19 protein-coding genes are annotated in these 17,390 nt (G+C 63.4%); 9 read left to right on the top strand and 10 right to left on the bottom strand.

Annotation, left to right across the window (positions count from 1 at the left end):
• Positions 1-16 precede the first annotated feature (16 nt).
• Genes ACF8RA_RS17380 through cpaB form a run of 8 tightly spaced genes read right to left on the bottom strand, consistent with a single transcriptional unit; the run spans position 17 to position 7,426 of the window.
• Positions 17-280, bottom strand: coding sequence for a DUF3613 domain-containing protein (locus ACF8RA_RS17380; RefSeq protein WP_176682551.1), 264 nt, complete (start codon positions 278-280; stop codon positions 17-19).
• A gap of 15 nt (positions 281-295) precedes the next feature.
• A complete protein-coding gene (locus tag ACF8RA_RS17375; RefSeq protein ID WP_176682552.1) occupies positions 296-997 on the bottom strand; it encodes a tetratricopeptide repeat protein in 702 nt (233 codons plus the stop codon).
• Between the two features lie 10 nt (positions 998-1,007).
• Positions 1,008-1,895 carry a type II secretion system F family protein gene (locus ACF8RA_RS17370; protein WP_176682553.1) on the bottom strand — a complete coding sequence of 296 codons (888 nt, stop codon included), beginning with the start codon at positions 1,893-1,895 and terminating at the stop codon, positions 1,008-1,010.
• A 2-nt stretch (positions 1,896-1,897) separates the two neighbouring features.
• Positions 1,898-2,779 carry a type II secretion system F family protein gene (locus ACF8RA_RS17365; protein ID WP_392462149.1) on the bottom strand — a complete coding sequence of 294 codons (882 nt, stop codon included), beginning with the start codon at positions 2,777-2,779 and terminating at the stop codon, positions 1,898-1,900.
• Positions 2,776-4,032 carry a CpaF family protein gene (locus ACF8RA_RS17360; protein ID WP_176682555.1) on the bottom strand — a complete coding sequence of 419 codons (1,257 nt, stop codon included), beginning with the start codon at positions 4,030-4,032 and terminating at the stop codon, positions 2,776-2,778. Before ACF8RA_RS17360 ends, ACF8RA_RS17365 begins: the two co-directional genes overlap by 4 nt.
• On the bottom strand, positions 4,029-5,219 hold the full coding sequence (locus tag ACF8RA_RS17355; RefSeq protein ID WP_176682556.1) for a pilus assembly protein: 1,191 nt from the start codon (positions 5,217-5,219) through the stop codon (positions 4,029-4,031). The genes ACF8RA_RS17360 and ACF8RA_RS17355 overlap by 4 nt, the downstream gene beginning before the upstream one ends.
• Positions 5,216-6,454 (bottom strand): type II and III secretion system protein family protein, encoded by a 1,239-nt coding sequence (locus tag ACF8RA_RS17350; RefSeq protein ID WP_392519385.1) that lies wholly within the window; start codon positions 6,452-6,454, stop codon positions 5,216-5,218. The genes ACF8RA_RS17355 and ACF8RA_RS17350 overlap by 4 nt, the downstream gene beginning before the upstream one ends.
• A gap of 18 nt (positions 6,455-6,472) precedes the next feature.
• The gene (gene cpaB / locus ACF8RA_RS17345; RefSeq protein WP_392519384.1) at positions 6,473-7,426 is read right to left on the bottom strand and encodes a Flp pilus assembly protein CpaB; all 954 of its coding nucleotides are present in this window, start codon (positions 7,424-7,426) and stop codon (positions 6,473-6,475) included.
• Between the two features lie 293 nt (positions 7,427-7,719).
• Here cpaB and ACF8RA_RS17340 point away from each other — a divergent pair, with 293 nt between their 5' ends.
• Positions 7,720-7,890 (top strand): Flp family type IVb pilin, encoded by a 171-nt coding sequence (locus tag ACF8RA_RS17340; RefSeq protein WP_176682559.1) that lies wholly within the window; start codon positions 7,720-7,722, stop codon positions 7,888-7,890.
• 22 nt (positions 7,891-7,912) lie between these two features.
• Complete coding sequence (locus ACF8RA_RS17335; RefSeq protein ID WP_176682560.1) at positions 7,913-8,326, top strand: response regulator; 414 nt, start codon at positions 7,913-7,915, stop codon at positions 8,324-8,326.
• A gap of 55 nt (positions 8,327-8,381) precedes the next feature.
• On the opposite strand, the gene ACF8RA_RS17330 is transcribed toward ACF8RA_RS17335, so the two are convergent.
• Positions 8,382-8,729, bottom strand: a complete 348-nt coding sequence (locus tag ACF8RA_RS17330; protein ID WP_176682561.1) for an HPF/RaiA family ribosome-associated protein — start codon at positions 8,727-8,729, stop codon at positions 8,382-8,384.
• Positions 8,730-8,985: 256 nt separating this feature from the next.
• Between ACF8RA_RS17330 and ACF8RA_RS17325 the strand changes: the two genes are divergently transcribed.
• The 6 genes from ACF8RA_RS17325 to ACF8RA_RS17300 all read left to right on the top strand — a co-directional run bounded on the left by ACF8RA_RS17325 (position 8,986) and on the right by ACF8RA_RS17300 (position 15,333).
• Entirely contained in the window at positions 8,986-9,291 is a 306-nt protein-coding gene (locus ACF8RA_RS17325; RefSeq protein ID WP_176682562.1) for a DUF3649 domain-containing protein, read from the top strand.
• Positions 9,288-10,865, top strand: coding sequence for a PepSY domain-containing protein (locus ACF8RA_RS17320; protein ID WP_176682563.1), 1,578 nt, complete (start codon positions 9,288-9,290; stop codon positions 10,863-10,865). Before ACF8RA_RS17325 ends, ACF8RA_RS17320 begins: the two co-directional genes overlap by 4 nt.
• Positions 10,865-11,191: a DUF3325 domain-containing protein gene (locus ACF8RA_RS17315; RefSeq protein ID WP_176682564.1), complete on the top strand. Its 327-nt coding sequence runs from the start codon at positions 10,865-10,867 to the stop codon at positions 11,189-11,191. The genes ACF8RA_RS17320 and ACF8RA_RS17315 overlap by 1 nt, the downstream gene beginning before the upstream one ends.
• 5 nt (positions 11,192-11,196) lie before the next feature.
• Positions 11,197-11,772: an RNA polymerase sigma factor gene (locus tag ACF8RA_RS17310; RefSeq protein ID WP_108191314.1), complete on the top strand. Its 576-nt coding sequence runs from the start codon at positions 11,197-11,199 to the stop codon at positions 11,770-11,772.
• The gene (locus tag ACF8RA_RS17305) at positions 11,769-12,749 is read left to right on the top strand and encodes a FecR domain-containing protein (RefSeq protein WP_176682566.1); all 981 of its coding nucleotides are present in this window, start codon (positions 11,769-11,771) and stop codon (positions 12,747-12,749) included. The genes ACF8RA_RS17310 and ACF8RA_RS17305 overlap by 4 nt, the downstream gene beginning before the upstream one ends.
• 193 nt (positions 12,750-12,942) lie before the next feature.
• Positions 12,943-15,333, top strand: a complete 2,391-nt coding sequence (locus ACF8RA_RS17300) for a TonB-dependent receptor (protein ID WP_176682567.1) — start codon at positions 12,943-12,945, stop codon at positions 15,331-15,333.
• Positions 15,334-15,363: 30 nt separating this feature from the next.
• Here ACF8RA_RS17300 and ACF8RA_RS17295 read toward each other — a convergent pair whose 3' ends face one another.
• Positions 15,364-16,239: a helix-turn-helix domain-containing protein gene (locus ACF8RA_RS17295; RefSeq protein ID WP_176682568.1), complete on the bottom strand. Its 876-nt coding sequence runs from the start codon at positions 16,237-16,239 to the stop codon at positions 15,364-15,366.
• A 185-nt stretch (positions 16,240-16,424) separates the two neighbouring features.
• Between ACF8RA_RS17295 and ACF8RA_RS17290 the strand changes: the two genes are divergently transcribed.
• Positions 16,425-17,327, top strand: a complete 903-nt coding sequence (locus ACF8RA_RS17290) for a DMT family transporter (RefSeq protein ID WP_176682569.1) — start codon at positions 16,425-16,427, stop codon at positions 17,325-17,327.
• Positions 17,328-17,390: the final 63 nt, after the last annotated feature.

Here is a 17,390-nt window from a genome sequence, read left to right as displayed (position 1 = left end):
CCGCTAAGTCAGCGAGTCAGTTGTTTCGCTCTGCCATCTTTGTCCAGCGGTAGAAGTCGGGGATTTCGTACTTGTAGGTATCCAGCCAGCGCTGCATGGACTGGTCACGCTCCCGCGCGGTTTGCACCTGCAGGTGCCTGGATGCCTGCTCACCGCTGGACTGCAAGCGCAGCAGCCGTTCGGTCGCCGTCTCGTCCAGAGGGGGATGGTGCGGGTTTTCCTCGGCCAGTAACGTCGCGCTGCCAACGCAGCAGGCCAGTACCATCACATACCTGATCATGATCACCTCCGCGTATCAATTGACCATCATGTCCTGGGCCCTGGTCGACGCGATCGGGCCTCGGCCGCCGGCCTTGATCTTGCTGGCCCGCGCCTGGGCTTCGGCAAACTGCCCAGCTTTGAGCTGCAGCCGGTATACCAGGTCGGTGGCCTGTTGCCAGTTGTCCTGCACCAGCGCCAAGGTCACCAGGTTGACCGCAGGCAGCGTGTTGTCGTCCTTCAGTTCAATGGCCGTCAGCAACTCGAAGCGAGCTTGCTCATAGCGCCCCAGGTTCATCAAGACCACGCCAAGGTCGTTGCGCACCCGTTCGTCGGTAGGCGCAAGCCGTACTGCGCGTTGCAGGTGCTGCAGGGCCTGGACGTCGTCGCCCCGGGCTGAGGCCAATTGGCCCAGGCCATGTTCGCCTTCGGCGGCCAGGCAACCGCCAAGCAGGCTGCGGTACAAGGGCTCGGCTTCGCCGAGGCCAAGCAGCCGTGACACTTTGGCCTTGCGCAGGCGAACCTGTTCGAAGGTGTCCGGCAGTTGCTGCAAGTGGGCAAGGCTGGCGTGCGGGCGCCCGTCGTTGAGCATTTCGTCTGCCAGGTTCAGTGACAGTTGCTGGTCGGCGTCTGGCTTGCTGCAACTGGCGGTAGCGAACAACTGGCGCAGGCCTTCCGGCTGCTGCCCGGCGCATCCGGTCAACAACACCAGGCTTGCGCACAACAGGATTGTCTTCATCAATCAGTCCTCATGGGCTTAACGCCCGCGCCAATGCAGAGAAACCCGGGCCGGCAAGGACAATGAGCAAGGCCGGGAACAGGAACACCATCATCACTGCCGACATCTTTGCCGACATCATCGACACCCGTTCTTGCAGGCGGGTCAGGCGACGGTCGTCGAGCAGCGCCTTCAGTGCCTGCAACGACTTCATCGCGCCACTGCCCTGTGTCAGCAACTGGCGCAGGATCACGCAGGTATCGGTGAACTCATCCACAGCCAGCAACTGGGCGACCTTTTCCAGCTCCGGGCCCAGCGCCATGCCTGAGTCCACCCGCTGCAGCACTTGGCGCAACTCTGCGCTGGTGTGCGGGATCAGCGTCCGGCCTTCCTGGCTCAGCACGCGCAGTGCCTGTTCAACGGCCAGGCCGGTCTCGAATAAAATCCGCAGCAAGGGGATCAGCAGGCTGACTTCTTCTGCAATGCGCTGCTGGCGACGTGCCGCAGCCACGGCCAGCAGTCGCTTGGGCAGCAGGTAACCTACGCCCAGCGCGCACGATGGCCAGACCAGCCAGCCGGCTGCGGCGCTGCCCTTGAACACCTGTTGCAGCAGCAGCGTCATTGCCACGGCCAGCAGCGGCAGGCCCAGCTGAACAGCGGCAAACAGGGCACGCTGGCGGCTGCGGCGCCAGCCGATACGTTCGAGCAGGGCCTGGCTTTCGCCGTCAAATCTCTGTAGGCGCTGCCCCCACGGGCTGCTGCCCAGCCAGTGCAACCAGTCCCCCAGGCGCTCGTCGCGGGTCAGCCGCCCTTGCAGCCGTCGGGCCACCAGTACTCGTGCGCGCCATTGGCGAACAGCCTGCAGGCCAAACAGGCAGGCAGCGATGAACAGGCACAAAGTGCAGATCAGCAAGGCCATGGTCACAGGCTCCTCATCATTCGCCACAGCACCAGGCAGCCGAGCACCTGCAGGGCAAAGGCCAGCAACAGCATCATCTGGCCGCTGCTGTCCCGCCACATGGTCAGCAGGTAATGCGGGTTGGCCATCAGGAAGTAACCGACCATCGCCAGCGGCAACGAGCCTAGAATGATTGCGGTGATGCGGGTTTCGCCGGTCATCGCCTTGAGCTGACGCGCCCCTTGTTCCCGCTCGCGGATCAGTTTGATCAGGTTTTCCATCAGCTCGCTGGCATTGCCGCCGTAGCGCTGGTTGATGCGCAAGCCGAGGGCGAACAGCCGCAGTTCGTCCTGTTTGTGCAGTTCGGCCAGCTCGCTCACAGCATCCTCCAGCGTCACGCCCAACTGTACGTTGCGACGCACACGCGCCATGGCTGAGCGCAGGGGATCGCGGCTACTGTCGATACCGCCCAGCACTGCATCATTGAGCGTGCGGCCGGCCTTGAGGCTGCGCACGCTGTAGTCCAGCAGGCTAGGCAACTGGTCGACGATTTGCCGCATCTGCCGGCGGCTTTGCCAGCTCAGGATCAGGTACGCAAGGGTTGGCAGGCCGACCAGCAGCATCAAGGCGGCCACCCAGCCGGCGGTGATCAGCGCCAGCACCACCACGCCCAGCCACGCCAGCAACCAGCGCTGTGGCTCGATGTCGCCAGCCCCCAAGCCAGCGCGCTGCAGCAGCGCGTCGAGCCATTCGCGCCGGGCGGTGCCATTGCGCACGATGCTGAACGCCCGCCCCAGGCGTTGCAGGATGCGCTCTTCTTGCCGCTTGTACAGGCCGCGGCGCAACAGCAGCAGGGCGACGCCCATCAACAGCGGGGACAGCGCCAGCAGCAGGGGGCCGGTCACAGCACGCCCTCTGCGCGCAGCTTGCTGCCCGCCGGGTTAGGTGCTTCGCGCAGAAAGGTATCGCCGCCGCGCCGATCGAGGCGGAACAGGGTGTTGGTCACGTACACCTCATCGCGCACGCCGATCACTTCCAGCACCTCGCTGACGCAACGTCGACCATCGGGCAGGCGGGTCAGCTGGATCACCACATCCAGCGCCGCGCAGACCATTTGCCGCAAGGTCTTTTCGGCAATCTGCCGACCGCTCAGGCCGACCAGGGTTTCCAGGCGCAGCAGCGCATCCTGCGCGGAGTTGGCGTGCACCGTGCTCATCGAACCATCGTGGCCGGTGTTCATCGCCGTGAGCACGTCGAGCACTTCGCTGCCGCGGATTTCGCCCAGAATGATGCGGTCGGGGCGCATGCGCAGGGCGTTGCGGATCAGTTCGCTGGCCTTGATTTCGCCATGCCCTTCGGCATTCGGCGGGCGAGTTTCCAGGCGCACCACATGGGGGTGGTGCAGTTGCAGTTCGGCGACGTCTTCGATGGTCACCAGGCGTTCGCGGGGCGCGATCATCTGGCTGAGGATGTTCAGCAGGGTGGTCTTGCCGGTGCCGGTACCGCCACTGACCAGGATGTTGCAACGTTTGCCCACGGCGCGCTCGAAGAAGTCGAAGATGGCCTGGTCGATGGCGCGGGTGGCCAGCAGGTCGGCACTCTTGAGCATGTCCTGGCGGAACTTGCGGATCGACAGGCACGGGCCGTCCAATGCCACAGGTGGGATGATCGCATTCACCCGGCTGCCGTCGGGCATGCGCGCGTCGACCATTGGCGAGGATTCGTCCAGGCGTCGGCCGAGCGGTGCGAGGATGCGCTGCATCACCCGTTCCACATGGTGAGCGTCGATAAAGCGCAGGTCGGTCTGTTGCAGCAGGCCCGCCCGCTCCACGAACACCCGGTGGGGGCCGTTGACCAGGATTTCCGTGACGGTGGGGTCACGCAGCAACACTTCCAGCGGGCCGAAACCGGTCAGCTCATCCACCAGCTCCTCGGCCAGGCGCTCCATTTCGTAGCGCGACATGGCCAGGTGCAGGCGCGCGACGTAATCGCCCACCTGCTCCAGCACGAACTGGGTCAGCGCTGGCCGCGCGCCTTCCAGCAGGTTGCGGCCGCTGTCCTCGATGGCGTCGATGGCAAAGCGGTGCAGGGCACGCTTTAGCGCGTAGGGGTCGCCCGAGGCGTGTTGCTGGCCACCAAAGGGTTGGTCATTGCTCATTTGTTGCCCCAAAGCCGACGCAGCCAGGTGAAGCCTGGTGGTGCGAGGTTTTCCGAGCGCCGTGCCAGGCGCTCACCCAGGCTGCGCAGGGCTTGAGTGAGGCTTTCACGCGGGGCCAGTTCGAACAGGCTCAGGCCCTGGTTTTTCACGTTCAGGCGTACTTCGGGGCTACAAGGGATGGCCTTGAGCAAGGGCAGCCCGTAACGTTTGGCCAGGGTGTCGGCGTCGGGGGCAACGTTGCCCAGGTAGCGGTCGACCAGCAAGCTGGCGTGTTCCAGCTTCATGCCGTTGTCACGCCACAGGTCGAGCACTTCAAGGTTGCGCCGGCAGTCGAGGATATTCTGGTCGGTGTAGACAATCAGTTTGTCGCAATGGCTCACCAACGTGCGCAGGGCCTCGCTGTCGGCATGCCCGGTCAGGTTCACGACAATGTGCTGGAAGTGCTGGCGCAAAGCGCTCAGCAGCATGTACAGCTCGGCGGCGCTGGTTTGTTGCAGCGGTTCATCGGCCTCGGCGTAGGTCAGCAGGCGCAAGCCCTTCTTGTCACGCGTGAATGCGCTGTCGATCAGTGTGGTGTCGAGGCGGCGCAAGTGGCGCAGGGCGTCGCCGAAGAAGAACGAAGCCTCCAGGCCGAGTAGCGCCAGGCTGTCGCCACGCGGCAGGCCCAGGTCCAGCAGCAGGGTTTGCTGGCCGCTTTCCTGCACCACGCGAGCCAGGTGGGTGGTGAGCAATGCCCCGTCCGCATTGGCTTGTATGCCGAACAGCACCGTAAGCCCGCCAAGGCTGGGGTTGCTGGCCACCGTCGGCATGCGCTTGCCCAGGCGCCGCACCAGCCCGGCCACCTCGCTGGCGCGTGAGCCATAGGCGACGAAGTCGCGGGCGCCTGCGCGCATGGCATGCAGCACCAGTTGGTTGTCCATGCCATCGCCGAGGGCGACGATTGCCAACATCGGCCTGGCCTCCAGCACCCCCTCGATCAAGGCGCACTGGCTGACCAGCTGTTCGCGGTCCAGGCCGATGAACATCAGGTTGCTGTAGGTGGCATTGACCAGTGCCAGCAACTCGTCGAGGCTGCCGGCACTGGCCCCGATTACCTGGCCTTGCGGCGCCAGTGCGCCCTGTAGCCAGTGGAGGTCCTCTTCGTTGCGGGTGATGGCGAGGAAGGTGGGGTTCAGGCTCTCGTTCATTGGGATAATCCGCCCTTGCCATCGAAGTTGCCGTTCTCGAGGAAAAACAGGCGCCCCCAGCTGGGGTCGTAGTTGCGCAGGTTCTCGCCCGGCAGTTCTGGCAGCCGTGCGTTGGCCGCCAGGGGCTGGACCAGGTGTGGAGTGACGATCATCAGCAGTTCGGTTTCTTCGCGGCGCATGGCCGAGTTGCGGAAGAACGCACCCAGTATCGGCAGGCTGCCCAGGCCGGGTAGCCGGTCTACTGCGGAACGCGTGTTGTTGCTGACCAGGCCGCTGATGATGAAACTTTCGCCATCGGCCAGGGCAATGCTGGTGTCGGTGCGCCTTACCGTCAAACCCGGCACCTGTGTGCCGGCGATGGTTACCACGTTGTTGTAGTCCAGTTCGCTGACCTCTGGCGCCACCTTGAGTGTGATCCTGCCTGGGCTAATGATGGTTGGTGTCAGCGCCAGACGTACGCCGAACTCTTTGTATTCGATCGATACGTTGTCGCTGCCTGCGCTGGGCACCGGGATCGGAATTTCACCGCCTGCCAGGAAGCTTGCTGTCTGGCCGCTGAGCACGGTCAGGCTCGGGCGCGCCAGGGTATAAGCGAAGCCGCTGTTTTCCAGAGCGTTGATCATGGCCAGGAAGCGGCTGCTGCCGCCGCCCCAGACGATGTTGAAGACGGTGTCGTCGAGGGGGATAGATGGGGTTGCGATCGGGACCGAACCGGGGGTGACGGAAGTGCCGGGTACGGTACCCGGCGAGCCGATCAGGCTGTTGTTCGACCCCTTGAAGAACAGCCGTGCACCGGCCTCCTTGTATTTGGTGCGGCGTACTTCCACGAAACGGATGTCGGCCTGCACCTGGCTGATCAGTTGCGCATCCTGCGACGGCAAAAAGCTGTCTTGCGCCATGTCGGCACTGGCCCGGCCTTTGACGAACACCATGGCACGGTGCGGTGACGGGGCGCATGCTGTCCACAGCATCAGGGTGGTATTGCCCTGGCCCACCGCGGTGATCACCACGCCGCGCTCTCCGCTGGCCTGCACATCAGCCACCTTGGGTTCGCCTACGGCAACCCGGCTGATCGCCAGTGGCAGGCGCAGTTCCTGCTGCAGGCCCTGGTCTATCTCGATGACCGAGGGCAGTTGATTGAACGCCTCGCAGGCTTTGCCGGATGCCTGGGCCTGGGGCAACAGCACGGCCAGCAGCCCGGTACAACATGCTTGTCTCAAAAAGGAACTACGCATCGCTGCATCCTTGCCAGGTCAGGGGTTTTTATTCGTATCGTCAGCCTGTGCGCCACGGATGATGTGCATGGCGGGTTTGGGTTTACTGGTCGCCAGGCTGGCAGCGTTGGCCACCGGCGACTGGGATAGCTGGCTGAAACGGTAGAGTTCGCGGTTGGCGGCGTCGACCTGCGGTTTGGCATCGGGTTCGTTCCAGTACCGCGCCAGGCGTTGTTCATCGGCACTGCGCACGGCCAGGCGCAACGTACCGGCCTGGGCAGCCAGCATCAAACGGCTGACCAAGGCCTCGGGCACTGCCAGCGCCACGGTGCGCGTCCCCATGCCATGGCTCAGGCTGGCTTGTTCGCGCCGGGCCTTTTGCTCTTCGGCGGTCTGCGCCGGGCGGCCGTCGTTGGCCAGGCCCGTCTGCTCGCCAACACTGAGTACGCGCAAGGCCGGCAGCACCACCTGGGCGGAGGATTGCGGGTTGTTCGGCTCTTCACGCAGGAACAGCAATACGTCTACGTAGTCGCCCGGGCGCAGTTGGCCGGCGGCGCCGACCACTTCGTCCACTCCGACTGCCACGGCCCGCTCGCTGGTGCGGATCATCCGCGCTAGCGGCCCGCCGGGTTGGAAGCTGAACTCATCCAGCCAGGTGCCTGCTGCAAGCGGCCTGGCGCTGGTGCGCCCGATTACCTGCGCGGTTTGCTGGTAGGCCCCTGCGGGGGCAACCTGCAGGCGTTCGATCAGCACATCGTCTTGAGTGACCGGCGTATTGGCTGGCAAAGCCTTGCGCAGTACGACAACGGCAGTACGCGGTGGCTCCGGTGGGGTGGTGGGCGGTGGGGCGATGGCTGCAATCGGTTGTTGGGGCGTAGGGGTAGCCGGTGCGGGCGCAGTCGCAGGGCGGCTCAGCACCACACCCCAGTAGCCTGCCAACAGTGCTGCCAGCAGGAAGAACGCAGCCAGGCATAGGGTCAAGCGACTGCTCATCTCGGCCTCCCTGCACGCATCGACTGATGTCAAAAAGTCATCATTTCGCTATAGAACGGTAGCGCAGTCATCGCCATTTGCCATGCGTGAGAGGTTTTTTTTGGGGGGCGTGTGATTAAGTCGAGGCAATACAGACAGTTAGCAATTTTGCGGGTGTTAATCCTCTTGAGCTAATACTTTGTAATTAATCCTTTAATACATTTGCAGTCCGCCTCAGCTTGGCAATTCTTTGATGGCAAATGGGTGTCACTTTGATATCGCAATCGCCGGCATGTGCCGCAAGGAGCTGAGACATGAAACTGTTCATTCTGCACTGCATGAACTTCCTGCATCGCAAGGACGGTGCGTCCGGTATCGAATATGCGGTCATCGCGACGATGGTCGCAGTGGTGCTTGCCGCCTTCGTCGGGGACATCTCCACGGCCGTCAACACCACCTTCACCACGATCAAAGATGCCCTTTGACCGGTGAGCAGGAGCCAACGCCATGTCGAACTCGAACGCTTTCCCGCGCCAGCAGATCCTCTTGGTGGATGACGAGCAGGACGCTTTGCTGGAGCTGACCGAACTTCTCGAGAACGAAGGCTTCGCTTGCTTGACCGCGACATCGGCAAAAGCTGCCTTGCAACAACTTACCCGTCATCCGGACGTTGCTCTGGTCATCACCGACCTGCGTATGCCGGAGGAAAGTGGTATCGGTTTGATCAGGCGCATGCGCGACCATACGGCCCGCCAGCACCTGCCAGTGATTGTCGTGTCCGGGCAGGCTGAGCTGGATGACGTCAGCGAATTACTGCACTTGCAGGTGGTGGATTTTTTCCGCAAGCCGCTTTATCACGCGCGCTTGCTGAATACACTGGAGAACCTGTTCCCCGTACCCAAGCTGAGGATAGTGAATTGAGGGAGGCCTTGAATGAAAACGCCCGGCACTTGGCCGGGCGTTTTCATTGGTGCGATCAGGCGTCCGGGTCACTCAGTTCCAAGACGCCGCGCTTGCTGCGCAGCTTGCCGTAGAAGTGTTCCAGCGCGTGATTGAGCTTGGTGGCGGCACCGTCGACTGCCTGGTCCAGCGAAGTGGCGGTGTGGGTCACGGAAATCGGTTGGTGGCCTTTCGGGCGAGCCTCCATCTGGCAGCGTTTGTCATGCGGTCCGGGCTTGACGCCGTTCTCGTCGCGCAGGTGAACCTCGATGCGGGTGAGGTCTTCTTCGTAACGTTCCAGCGAGTTCTGCAGTGTGCTGCGGACCCACTGGTCGAGCCGGGCGTTACCGTCGAAATCGTTGCTGCTGTTGACCTGGATTTGCATGATTCAATCCTTATTCAGCTTGCTCGCATGGAGACGCGCTCAGGTCCTTGAGACCCTTGGAATTTCTGCGCCTCTTGACTCTAAGGTCAGGCAAGCGCGAGACGAATTCAAGCCCTTTTGGAAAATAAATTTCTTGTTGCAGATTGGCGGGCTGCGACGTGCCGCTATCGTGGCCAAACGGGGAGAGGATTCTGGGCTTTGCTTATGAGAATTGAAATCATTATTATTGCAGCCTTTAAAACGCCCGGACCCCGCCATGACGCGCAAAACCGCCGGCCTTCCCCTCAGCTATCGCCTGGCCGTGACCTCCCGTAGCCTTGCCGCGTTGCTGGGTGGCTACCTGCTGGCGTCCCTCGCGAGCGTCTGTATTGCCTTGCTGGCCCCACTGCCAAAGGTCGATGCCACGCTCACCGGCCTGCTGCTGTCATTCGTCTTCTACCTGCTGGCGTTTATCTGGTGTTTTGCCTGCCGCAGCGCCTGTCGCGCCTGGTTGGGCGTATTGGCGCCAAGCCTGCTGCTGGGCCTGATCAGCGGCGTTGCCTACTGGATGAAGAACGCATGAAAGAAGGCTTCCGCCAGGCCATGGCCTGGCTGCACACCTGGACTGGCCTGATCTTCGGCTGGCTGTTGTTCGCCATCTTCCTGACCGGCACGCTGTCGTACTTCAAGGAAGAAATCACTCATTGGTCGCAGCCTGAAGTGCGCAGCCATGCCCTGGACCCGATCAATAGCCTGGCTGTCGCTCAACGTTACCTGCAGGACAATGCAGGGCATTCGCGTACCTGGTTCATTCGCCTGCCGAACGAACGGGAGGCCGCCTTGAGTGTGGGCTACCGCGACCCCAGCGGCGGCCCACGTGGCTTTGTCAGAAAAACCCTCGATACCCAGACCGGCCAGCCGGTGGCAGCACGTGACAGCCGCGGTGGTGAGTTCTTCTACCGCTTTCACTTCCAGCTTCAGATGCCTTACCCGGTTGGCCGTTGGCTCTCGACGTTCTGCGCTTTCATCATGCTGCTGGGGTTGGTCACCGGCATCATTACCCACAAGAAGATCTTCAAGGAGTTTTTCACCTTCCGCCCTGGCAAGGGGCAGCGTTCCTGGCTGGACGGGCACAACGCCATCGGCGTGCTGGTGCTGCCGTTCCACCTGATGATCAGCTACAGCAGCCTGGTGCTGTTCATGTACATGGTGATGCCGGCGGGCATCATGGCCAGCTACGGCAATGACACCGACAAGTACTTCAACGACCTGTTTGGCCGCAACGATGCGCCCAAGGCGGCCCAGGTGGCCACGCCGCTGGTAGCGCTGCCGAGCCTGTACGCCAAGGTGCAGGAGCTGCAGCCGGGGGCGCGTGTCGGCAACATCCAGGTGCAGAACCCGGGCGACAGCAATGCCCGCGTCACCTTCACCCAATCGGCAGCCGACCACGTGGCCTATCGGCGTAGTGCCAACTGGACATTCGATGGGGCCAGTGGTGCGCTGTTGAGCCAGGGCAAGCCAGAGAGCGGAGTAATGATGACCGCCTTCAGTTTCGCCGGGCTGCACATGGGTAACTTCGCCGGGCCTTGGCTGCGCTGGCTGTATTTCTTCTTTGGCGTGGCCGGTACTGCAGTGATTGGTACCGGGTTGGTGATGTGGCTGGGCAAGCGCCAGCTCAAGCACGCCAGGAACGGGCATATGCCAGGTGAGCTGCGTTTGGTCGAGGTGCTCAATATTGCCAGCATGAGTGGCTTGTTGCTGGCGGTGGCGGGCTTCTTCTGGGCCAACCGCCTGGTGCCCTTGGCTGTCGAAGGCCGGGCTGACTGGGAAGTGAATGCTTTCTTCATCGTCTGGGGCTTGTCGCTGGTGCACGCCGTGCTGCGTAGCGGGCGCAAGGCCTGGGGCGAGCAACTGGCGCTGGGTGCGCTGGCCTTCGCCCTGCTGCCGTTGCTCAATGGCCTGACGACTGACCGGGGCTTGAACCATTCGGTACTGGAGGGTGACTGGGCCATGGCCGGCTTCGATCTGACAGCCCTGGGGACCGGCCTGTTTCTGGCCTGGCTGGCCCGCAAGATGCTGGCCAGCCCCACGCCCGTAGCCAAGCGCGCCGCGCGTGCGACAAAAAAGCCGAGCATTGAAACGGTGGGGGCGAGCTGATGCTGGGTAACGCACTGATCGCCTTTGCAGGCTTCGTTGCCCTGTGCCTGGCGATGGAAAAGCACTTCAGCGACTTGCTCGGGCGCAAGCCGCGCCCGCGCCACTTGCACCTGTTGCGTGTCGCAGGTTGGCTGCTGCTGATACTGTCGCTGGTGCTCAGCGTGCACCAGCGTGGCTGGGCCCTCGGCCTGGTGGAGTGGACCGCGGTGATGATGGCCGGGGTAACACTGTGGGTGTTCGGCCTGCCGTACCAGCCTCGTCTGCTGCTGGGCCTGGCCGCCGTCAGCGTGGTGCTGGGCCCGATGCTCGCCGTGTTTGCCGTGTGACCCCCGTGAGTGAGCCAGGGGATATCATCGAGCCTCACGCTGACAGCGCAGGCGCACGTGCACGTTTCGTTCAGGTGTTCCAGGCCCAGCGTGCGCGTATGGAGGCGCTGGTAAGCCGTCGGGTCGGCTGCCGCGCCACCGCTTCGGACCTGGTCCAGGAGTTGTTCCTGCGTTTCTGGCGTCGCCCCGAGGTCAAGGTCGAGGCGCTGGACACTTACCTGTTGCGTTGTGCGGGCAACCTGGCCATAGACCACCTGCGCAGCGAAAGTAGCCGCGAACGCGTGGCCGAAGCCGCTGTGCCGGTGAACGAGGCGAGCCTGGCCCAGGCCCCTGAGCAGGCCGTGGAGGTCGACCATGACTTGCAGCGTATCGAGGCCACCTTGCGTGCCTTGCCCGAGCGCACCCGGCAGATCTTCCTGCTCAACCGCATTCACGGCTGCAAGTACAGCGAGATCGCCAAAGCCATGCAGCTGTCACAGAGCGCCGTGGAAAAGCATATGATGCGCGCCCTTGAAGCGTGCAAGGCGAGTGTTGCCGAGCCCGCGTCCACCCCACGCCGGCCAGGGAGCGCCCGTCGATGAGCCGTTTACCGCCGATCACCGAGGCGCAGTTTCAGGCTGCCCTGCAATGGTTCAACCGGATCAACGGGCAACCCGGGCAAGCCGAAGGGGCGGCATTCAAGCGCTGGTTGCTGGCCGACCCCGCGCACCGCGCAGCCTACGAACAGGCCCAGGTGCTGTGGCAGAAAAGCGCCGCCCCGGCGGCGCGGCTGGCGGACGAAGAGCAGGACGCCCTGCAGCGCTACCTCGATGCCATGGCCAGACCACCGGCGCGTGGCGGCTGGCGGCGGGTGGCAGGGTTGGCGTTGGCAGCCTGCCTGGTGCTGGCCGTGGGCGTCGCTGGTGGTTGGCACCCGGGGTACTGGTTGCAGGACCTGCAGGCGGACTACAGCAGTGCCGGGCAGATTCGCCAGGTGACCTTGGCCGACCAGTCGCAGGTGACGCTTGATGCCGGTAGCGCCATTGCGGTCGATTTCGCCCAGGGTGAGCGCCGTGTGCGGTTGCTGCATGGCGCGGCGTTCTTCGAGGTTACCCATACCGGTGAGCCGTTCCTGGTGGAAGCTGCCGGCGGCGAAGTGCGGGTGCTCGGCACCCAGTTCGAGGTGCGTGAGCAAGGCGAGGGTGCCCAGGTGACGGTACGCAGCGGGCGTGTGGGCGTCAGCCCCGCGCAGGGCACTTTGGCGCGAGAACTGACTGCCAACCAGCAGGCTACCTACAGCGCGGGCAGGGTAAGCGACACCCTGGCGGTGGACAGTGACAACCGTCTGGCCTGGCGCCAAGGGTGGCTGAACTATTATCAGGTGCCGCTGGCGCAGGTGATCGAAGACCTTGGGCGTTATTACCCAGGGCGCATCCTGTTGCTCGATGGTGACCTGGGGCAGCGCAAGGTCAGCGGCAGCTTTCCGGTGGCCGAGCCGCTGCTGGCGCTGGATTCGCTGGGCAAGGTGATGGGTTTTTCACGGCAGACCGTGTTGGGGCGTTTGACCCTGATTCGGTAGTTGCCTGTGCCGGCCTCTTCGCGGGTGAACCCGCCTACAGCGTCCACCCCCCTGTAGAAGCGGGTTTACCCGCGAAGAGGCCGGCACAGCAAAAATATTTCCAGGCACAGGTGAGGTAACAGCACGTGGCATCCGTGTAATGAGTGAAAGTGCGATTGATTCGCAATAATCACCCTCTCACAGGTCAGCGTCCATGAAGTTCTCCCCGCGTTGCGTTCCTCTCTGGTTCGGCCTTGCTGCGCTCCCGGCCTTCGCTGTCGCCCCCTTGGCAAGCGCTGCCGAGCAGTTGCAGGCCTATACCTTCGCCCAGCCGGCCCAACCCTTGGCCCAGGCCCTGAACGCCTTCAGCCGCACCACCGGCCAGAGCGTGGTCTACACCCTCGAACTGCCGGGCGTGCAAGCGCCAGCGCTGAATGGTCGGTTCAGCGCCGAGCAGGCGCTGCAACAACTGCTGGGCAACGTTGGGCTGGCCTGGCGCCGCGTCGACGCACGTACCCTGACCCTCGAACCTGTAGACACTTCCGCCGCCCTCAACCTACAGGCCACCACCGTGACCTCGCAGCTGGACGACTACAGTTACCAGCCCCAGGCCAGCGCTTCGATCATGCGCGGGCAGGGGCCGAACCAGGACATCCCCCAGGCAATCAACGTGGTACCGGCACAGGTCATCCGCGACCAGGCCCCGCGCAACCTCGATGACGCCCTGACCAACGTCAGCGGCATTACCCAGGGCAACAACTTCGGCGGCACGTCCGATACGGTGATGAAGCGTGGCTTCGGCGACAACCGCGACGGCTCGATCATGCGCGATGGCATGCCCGTGGTGCAGGGTCGCAACCTCAACGCCAGCACCGAACGGGTCGAAGTGCTCAAGGGGCCTGCCTCGTTGCTGTACGGTATCCAGGACCCGGGTGGGGTCATCAACGTGGTCAGCAAGCGTCCGCAGTTGCAGCAGTACAACGCCCTGACTGTGCGCGGCTCGACCTATGGCAGCGGCAAGAACGGCAGCGGTGGCGGGCTCGACAGCACGGGCGCACTGGGTGACAGCAACTTCGCCTACCGCCTGATCGTCGACCACGAAGACGAGGACTACTGGCGCAATTATGGCGTGCACCGCGAATCGCTGGTGGCGCCGTCGCTGGCCTGGCTGGGCGAAGACACCCAGGTGGTGCTGGCCTACGAGCACCGTGAGTTTCTCTACCCCTTCGACCGTGGCACCGCGTTCGGCAACAACGGCCACCCGCTGAACATCCCCGCCACGCGCCGCCTGGACGAGCCGTTCAACGACATGGAAGGGCGCTCCGACCTGTATCGCCTGGAAGTCGACCATCAGTTGGCCGATGACTGGAAGCTGCACTTCGGCTACAGCTTCAATCGTGAGACCTACGATGCCAGCCAGATTCGCGTGACCGGCGTCAACGAAACCCAAGGCACGCTGACACGCAGCATCGACGGCACCCACAATGCCATGAGCCGTGACCAGTTCGTGACCCTGAGCCTCAATGGCAATGTCGAGCTGGCGGGGATGCAGCATGACCTGCTGTTCGGCATCGACCATGAAGACCGCAAGATCTTTCGCGGTGACCTGATCCGCCAGACACCACAGTCCACGTTCAGTTATCTGGACCCGGTCTACGGACAGGAAGTGGAGGGTTCCAACGTACGCGCCAGCGACAGCGACCAGACCGACAAGCTGCGCACCGATGCGCTGTTCGTGCAGGATGCGCTGCACCTCGATGAGCACTGGATCCTTGTAGCTGGTGCGCGTTTTCAGCAGTACGACCAGTACGCTGGCCGCGGTCGCCCGTTCAAGGCCAATACCGACATCAGTGGCCAGGCCTGGGTCCCCCACGCCGGTATCGTCTACAAAGTGGACGACCAGCTCTCGTTCTATGGCAGCTACAGCGAGTCGTTCAAGCCCAACTCGACCATCGCGCCGCTGACCGGCAATGTTGTGCTCGACGCCTCGGTGGCACCTGAGGAGGGCAAGTCGTGGGAGCTGGGCGCCAAGCTCGACATGCCGGGCCGCATCACGGGCACCCTGGCGTTGTTCGATATCACCAAACGCAATGTACTGGTCTCGAACATTGACGCCATCACACGCGAGACGGTCTACAGCAATGCGGGTGAGGTCAGTTCACGCGGTGTGGAGCTCGACATGACCGGTCAGCTCAGCGAGCGCTGGAGCCTGATCGGCAGTTATGCACTGACCGATGCCAAGGTAACCAAGGACCCTGATCTTCAGGGCAACCGCCTGCAGAACGTGGCCCGGCACAGCGGCTCGCTGTCGGCGGTGTATGACTTTGGCAGCCTGTTCGGGGGGGACCGGCTGCGCTTCGGTGCCGGCGCCCGTTATGTAGGCGAACGTTCTGGTAACTCGACCAACACCTTCGACCTGCCGAGCTATACCGTTGCCGATGCGTTTGCCACTTATGAAACCAAACTCGACGAACACAACGTGCGCCTGCAGCTGAACGTGAAGAACCTGTTCGACAAGGTTTATTACAGCTCGGCGGTGAACCAGTACTTTGTGGCGGTAGGCGATGCGCGGCAGGTAAGTTTGTCGAGCACCTTCGAGTTCTAGGTCATCGGGGGCTGCAGAGCGGACCCGGTTTCAGATGACAAAGGCGCTGCGGTATTCGCCAGGTGTGGCACCCAGGGCCTGTCGAAATCGGTTGCTGAAATGGCTGGCACTGGCAAACCCGCACAACAAGGCAATCTCCCCCAGCGGTAACACGCCCAGGCGCAACAGCTGGCACGCCCGGTGCAGCCGCCGGGCCAGCAGATACTGGTGCGGCGGGAGCCCGAAACTGGCGCGGAACATGCGCGCAAAGTGGTATTCGGACAGGTTGCAGCGCAGCGCCAGCTCGCCCAGGGTGATGGGCTGGTCCAGGTGTGCCTCGATGTAGTCGACCATTTGCCGGCGCAGGTTTGGCGCCAGCCCGCCTTTCAGGCGCAGGCCTTGGCGCAACCCGACCTGGCTGAGCAGCGCATGGTCAACGATCTCGTGCGCGAGGCTGCTGGCCAGCAGGCGCTCACTGGGCTCGTCCCAGTCCAACTGGATCAATTGACGAAAGCGTGCAGCTTGCTGCGGGTCGTCCAGAAAGGTCGCTTCCTGCAGTTGCAGCTCGCGCGGTTCCCGGTCGAGCAGACGCACACAGCCCAAGGCGAACTGCGCCTCGCTGACATACAGGTGCGCCAGGCGGATCGCGCCATTGACGACCCAGTTCGATTCCTGCCCGGCCGGCATCACGCACAGCTTGTCGGGTGCACCTTTGTCGGCCGGGCGCTGGCGGCGGTAGGTGCCGGTGCCGTCGGCGATGTAGCACGACAGGGTGTGATGGCTGGGCGCCTGGTAGTCGCGGGCATCGTCACGGTTGCTCCACAACGCCGCCGCCAAGCCGTCACCCAGGTGCGCGCTCAGCTCCAGCCTGGCGTGGGGCGAGGCATGCATGGCGTTGAACACTTGCAGCTGGTTGAGTGGCGTCATTGGCGGGTCCTCTTGCCTGCCATCCTACTGCGCACTGGATCGAGTGACATCTACCGGCGCAAGAAAAGCGCAAGTTTATGCAAGCTGACAGAGGCCGATCGAAAGAACACTGGTCATCCCTGTGGGGGCGGGTATACCCGCCAAGCGCCGGGCACCGATTTCCAAAGGCCCAAGGAACTGCCGCCATGAACCTGTCACTCTACCTGCTCACCGTCCTGATCTGGGGCACCACCTGGATCGCCCTGAAACTCCAGCTAGGCGTGGTCGCGATCCCGGTGTCGATCGTCTACCGCTTCGCCCTGGCCGGCCTGATCCTGTTTGCTTTCCTGTTGATTACCCGCCAGTTGCAACCCATGAACCGCCGCGGCCACCAGATCTGCCTGGCCCAGGGCCTGTGCCTTTTCTGCGTCAACTTCATCTGCTTCCTCAGCGCCAGCCAGTGGATCGCCAGCGGCCTGATCGCGGTGGTGTTCTCAACTGCCACACTGTGGAACGCGCTTAACGCCCGAATTTTCTTCGGCCAGAAGATCGCCACCAATGTGCTTGGCGGTGGTGCCTTGGGCCTGCTTGGCCTGGGCCTGCTGTTCTGGCCGGAGCTGTCGCATCACGCAGCCAGCCGCGAAACCCTGTACGGCCTTGGCTTGGCCCTGTTGGGCACGCTGTGCTTCTCGGCCGGCAACATGCTGTCGAGCATGCAGCAGAAGGCCGGCCTCAAGCCGATGACGACCAATGCCTGGGGCATGGTCTATGGGGCGGTGATGCTGGCGGTGTTCTGTGTGGTCAGCGGCGTACCGTTCAGCATGGAGTGGAACGCGCGCTACATCGGTTCGCTGCTGTACCTGGTGGTGCCGGGGTCGGTGATTGCCTTCACTGCCTACCTGACCCTGGTCGGGCGCATGGGGCCGGAGCGGGCAGCTTACTGCACGGTGCTGTTCCCGTTGGTGGCGTTGAATGTGTCGGCGGTGGCCGAGGGTTATCAGTGGACGGCGCCGGCCTTGCTCGGTTTGGTGGCAGTGATGGCGGGGAATGTGCTGGTGTTTCGCAAGCCCCGGGCCAGGGGGGCTGAGGGTGTTGTGGTCGCCAAATAGATGATGGTTGCCTGGGCCGGCCCTTTCGCGGGTAAACCCGCTCCTACAGGGCAGTGCACACCC

The sequence above is a fragment of the Pseudomonas sp. FYR_5 genome (genome assembly GCF_043106315.1).
Classification (GTDB): Bacteria; Pseudomonadota; Gammaproteobacteria; order Pseudomonadales; family Pseudomonadaceae; genus Aquipseudomonas; species Aquipseudomonas putida_Y.
Note: the sequence above shows the minus strand (reverse complement) of the source record. Positions and strands in the feature narration are given on the sequence as shown.

Coding starts and splice junctions, on each gene's coding strand:
- ACF8RA_RS17380 (WP_176682551.1), bottom strand. CDS start 280: ATGATCAGGTATGTGATGGTACTGGCCTGCTGCGTTGGCAGCGCGACG.
- ACF8RA_RS17375 (WP_176682552.1), bottom strand. CDS start 997: ATGAAGACAATCCTGTTGTGCGCAAGCCTGGTGTTGTTGACCGGATGC.
- ACF8RA_RS17370 (WP_176682553.1), bottom strand. CDS start 1,895: ATGGCCTTGCTGATCTGCACTTTGTGCCTGTTCATCGCTGCCTGCCTG.
- ACF8RA_RS17360 (WP_176682555.1), bottom strand. CDS start 4,032: ATGAGCAATGACCAACCCTTTGGTGGCCAGCAACACGCCTCGGGCGAC.
- ACF8RA_RS17355 (WP_176682556.1), bottom strand. CDS start 5,219: ATGAACGAGAGCCTGAACCCCACCTTCCTCGCCATCACCCGCAACGAA.
- ACF8RA_RS17350 (WP_392519385.1), bottom strand. CDS start 6,454: ATGCGTAGTTCCTTTTTGAGACAAGCATGTTGTACCGGGCTGCTGGCC.
- cpaB (WP_392519384.1), bottom strand. CDS start 7,426: ATGAGCAGTCGCTTGACCCTATGCCTGGCTGCGTTCTTCCTGCTGGCA.
- ACF8RA_RS17340 (WP_176682559.1), top strand. CDS start 7,720: ATGAAACTGTTCATTCTGCACTGCATGAACTTCCTGCATCGCAAGGAC.
- ACF8RA_RS17335 (WP_176682560.1), top strand. CDS start 7,913: ATGTCGAACTCGAACGCTTTCCCGCGCCAGCAGATCCTCTTGGTGGAT.
- ACF8RA_RS17330 (WP_176682561.1), bottom strand. CDS start 8,729: ATGCAAATCCAGGTCAACAGCAGCAACGATTTCGACGGTAACGCCCGG.
- ACF8RA_RS17325 (WP_176682562.1), top strand. CDS start 8,986: ATGACGCGCAAAACCGCCGGCCTTCCCCTCAGCTATCGCCTGGCCGTG.
- ACF8RA_RS17320 (WP_176682563.1), top strand. CDS start 9,288: ATGAAAGAAGGCTTCCGCCAGGCCATGGCCTGGCTGCACACCTGGACT.
- ACF8RA_RS17315 (WP_176682564.1), top strand. CDS start 10,865: ATGCTGGGTAACGCACTGATCGCCTTTGCAGGCTTCGTTGCCCTGTGC.
- ACF8RA_RS17305 (WP_176682566.1), top strand. CDS start 11,769: ATGAGCCGTTTACCGCCGATCACCGAGGCGCAGTTTCAGGCTGCCCTG.
- ACF8RA_RS17300 (WP_176682567.1), top strand. CDS start 12,943: ATGAAGTTCTCCCCGCGTTGCGTTCCTCTCTGGTTCGGCCTTGCTGCG.
- ACF8RA_RS17295 (WP_176682568.1), bottom strand. CDS start 16,239: ATGACGCCACTCAACCAGCTGCAAGTGTTCAACGCCATGCATGCCTCG.
- ACF8RA_RS17290 (WP_176682569.1), top strand. CDS start 16,425: ATGAACCTGTCACTCTACCTGCTCACCGTCCTGATCTGGGGCACCACC.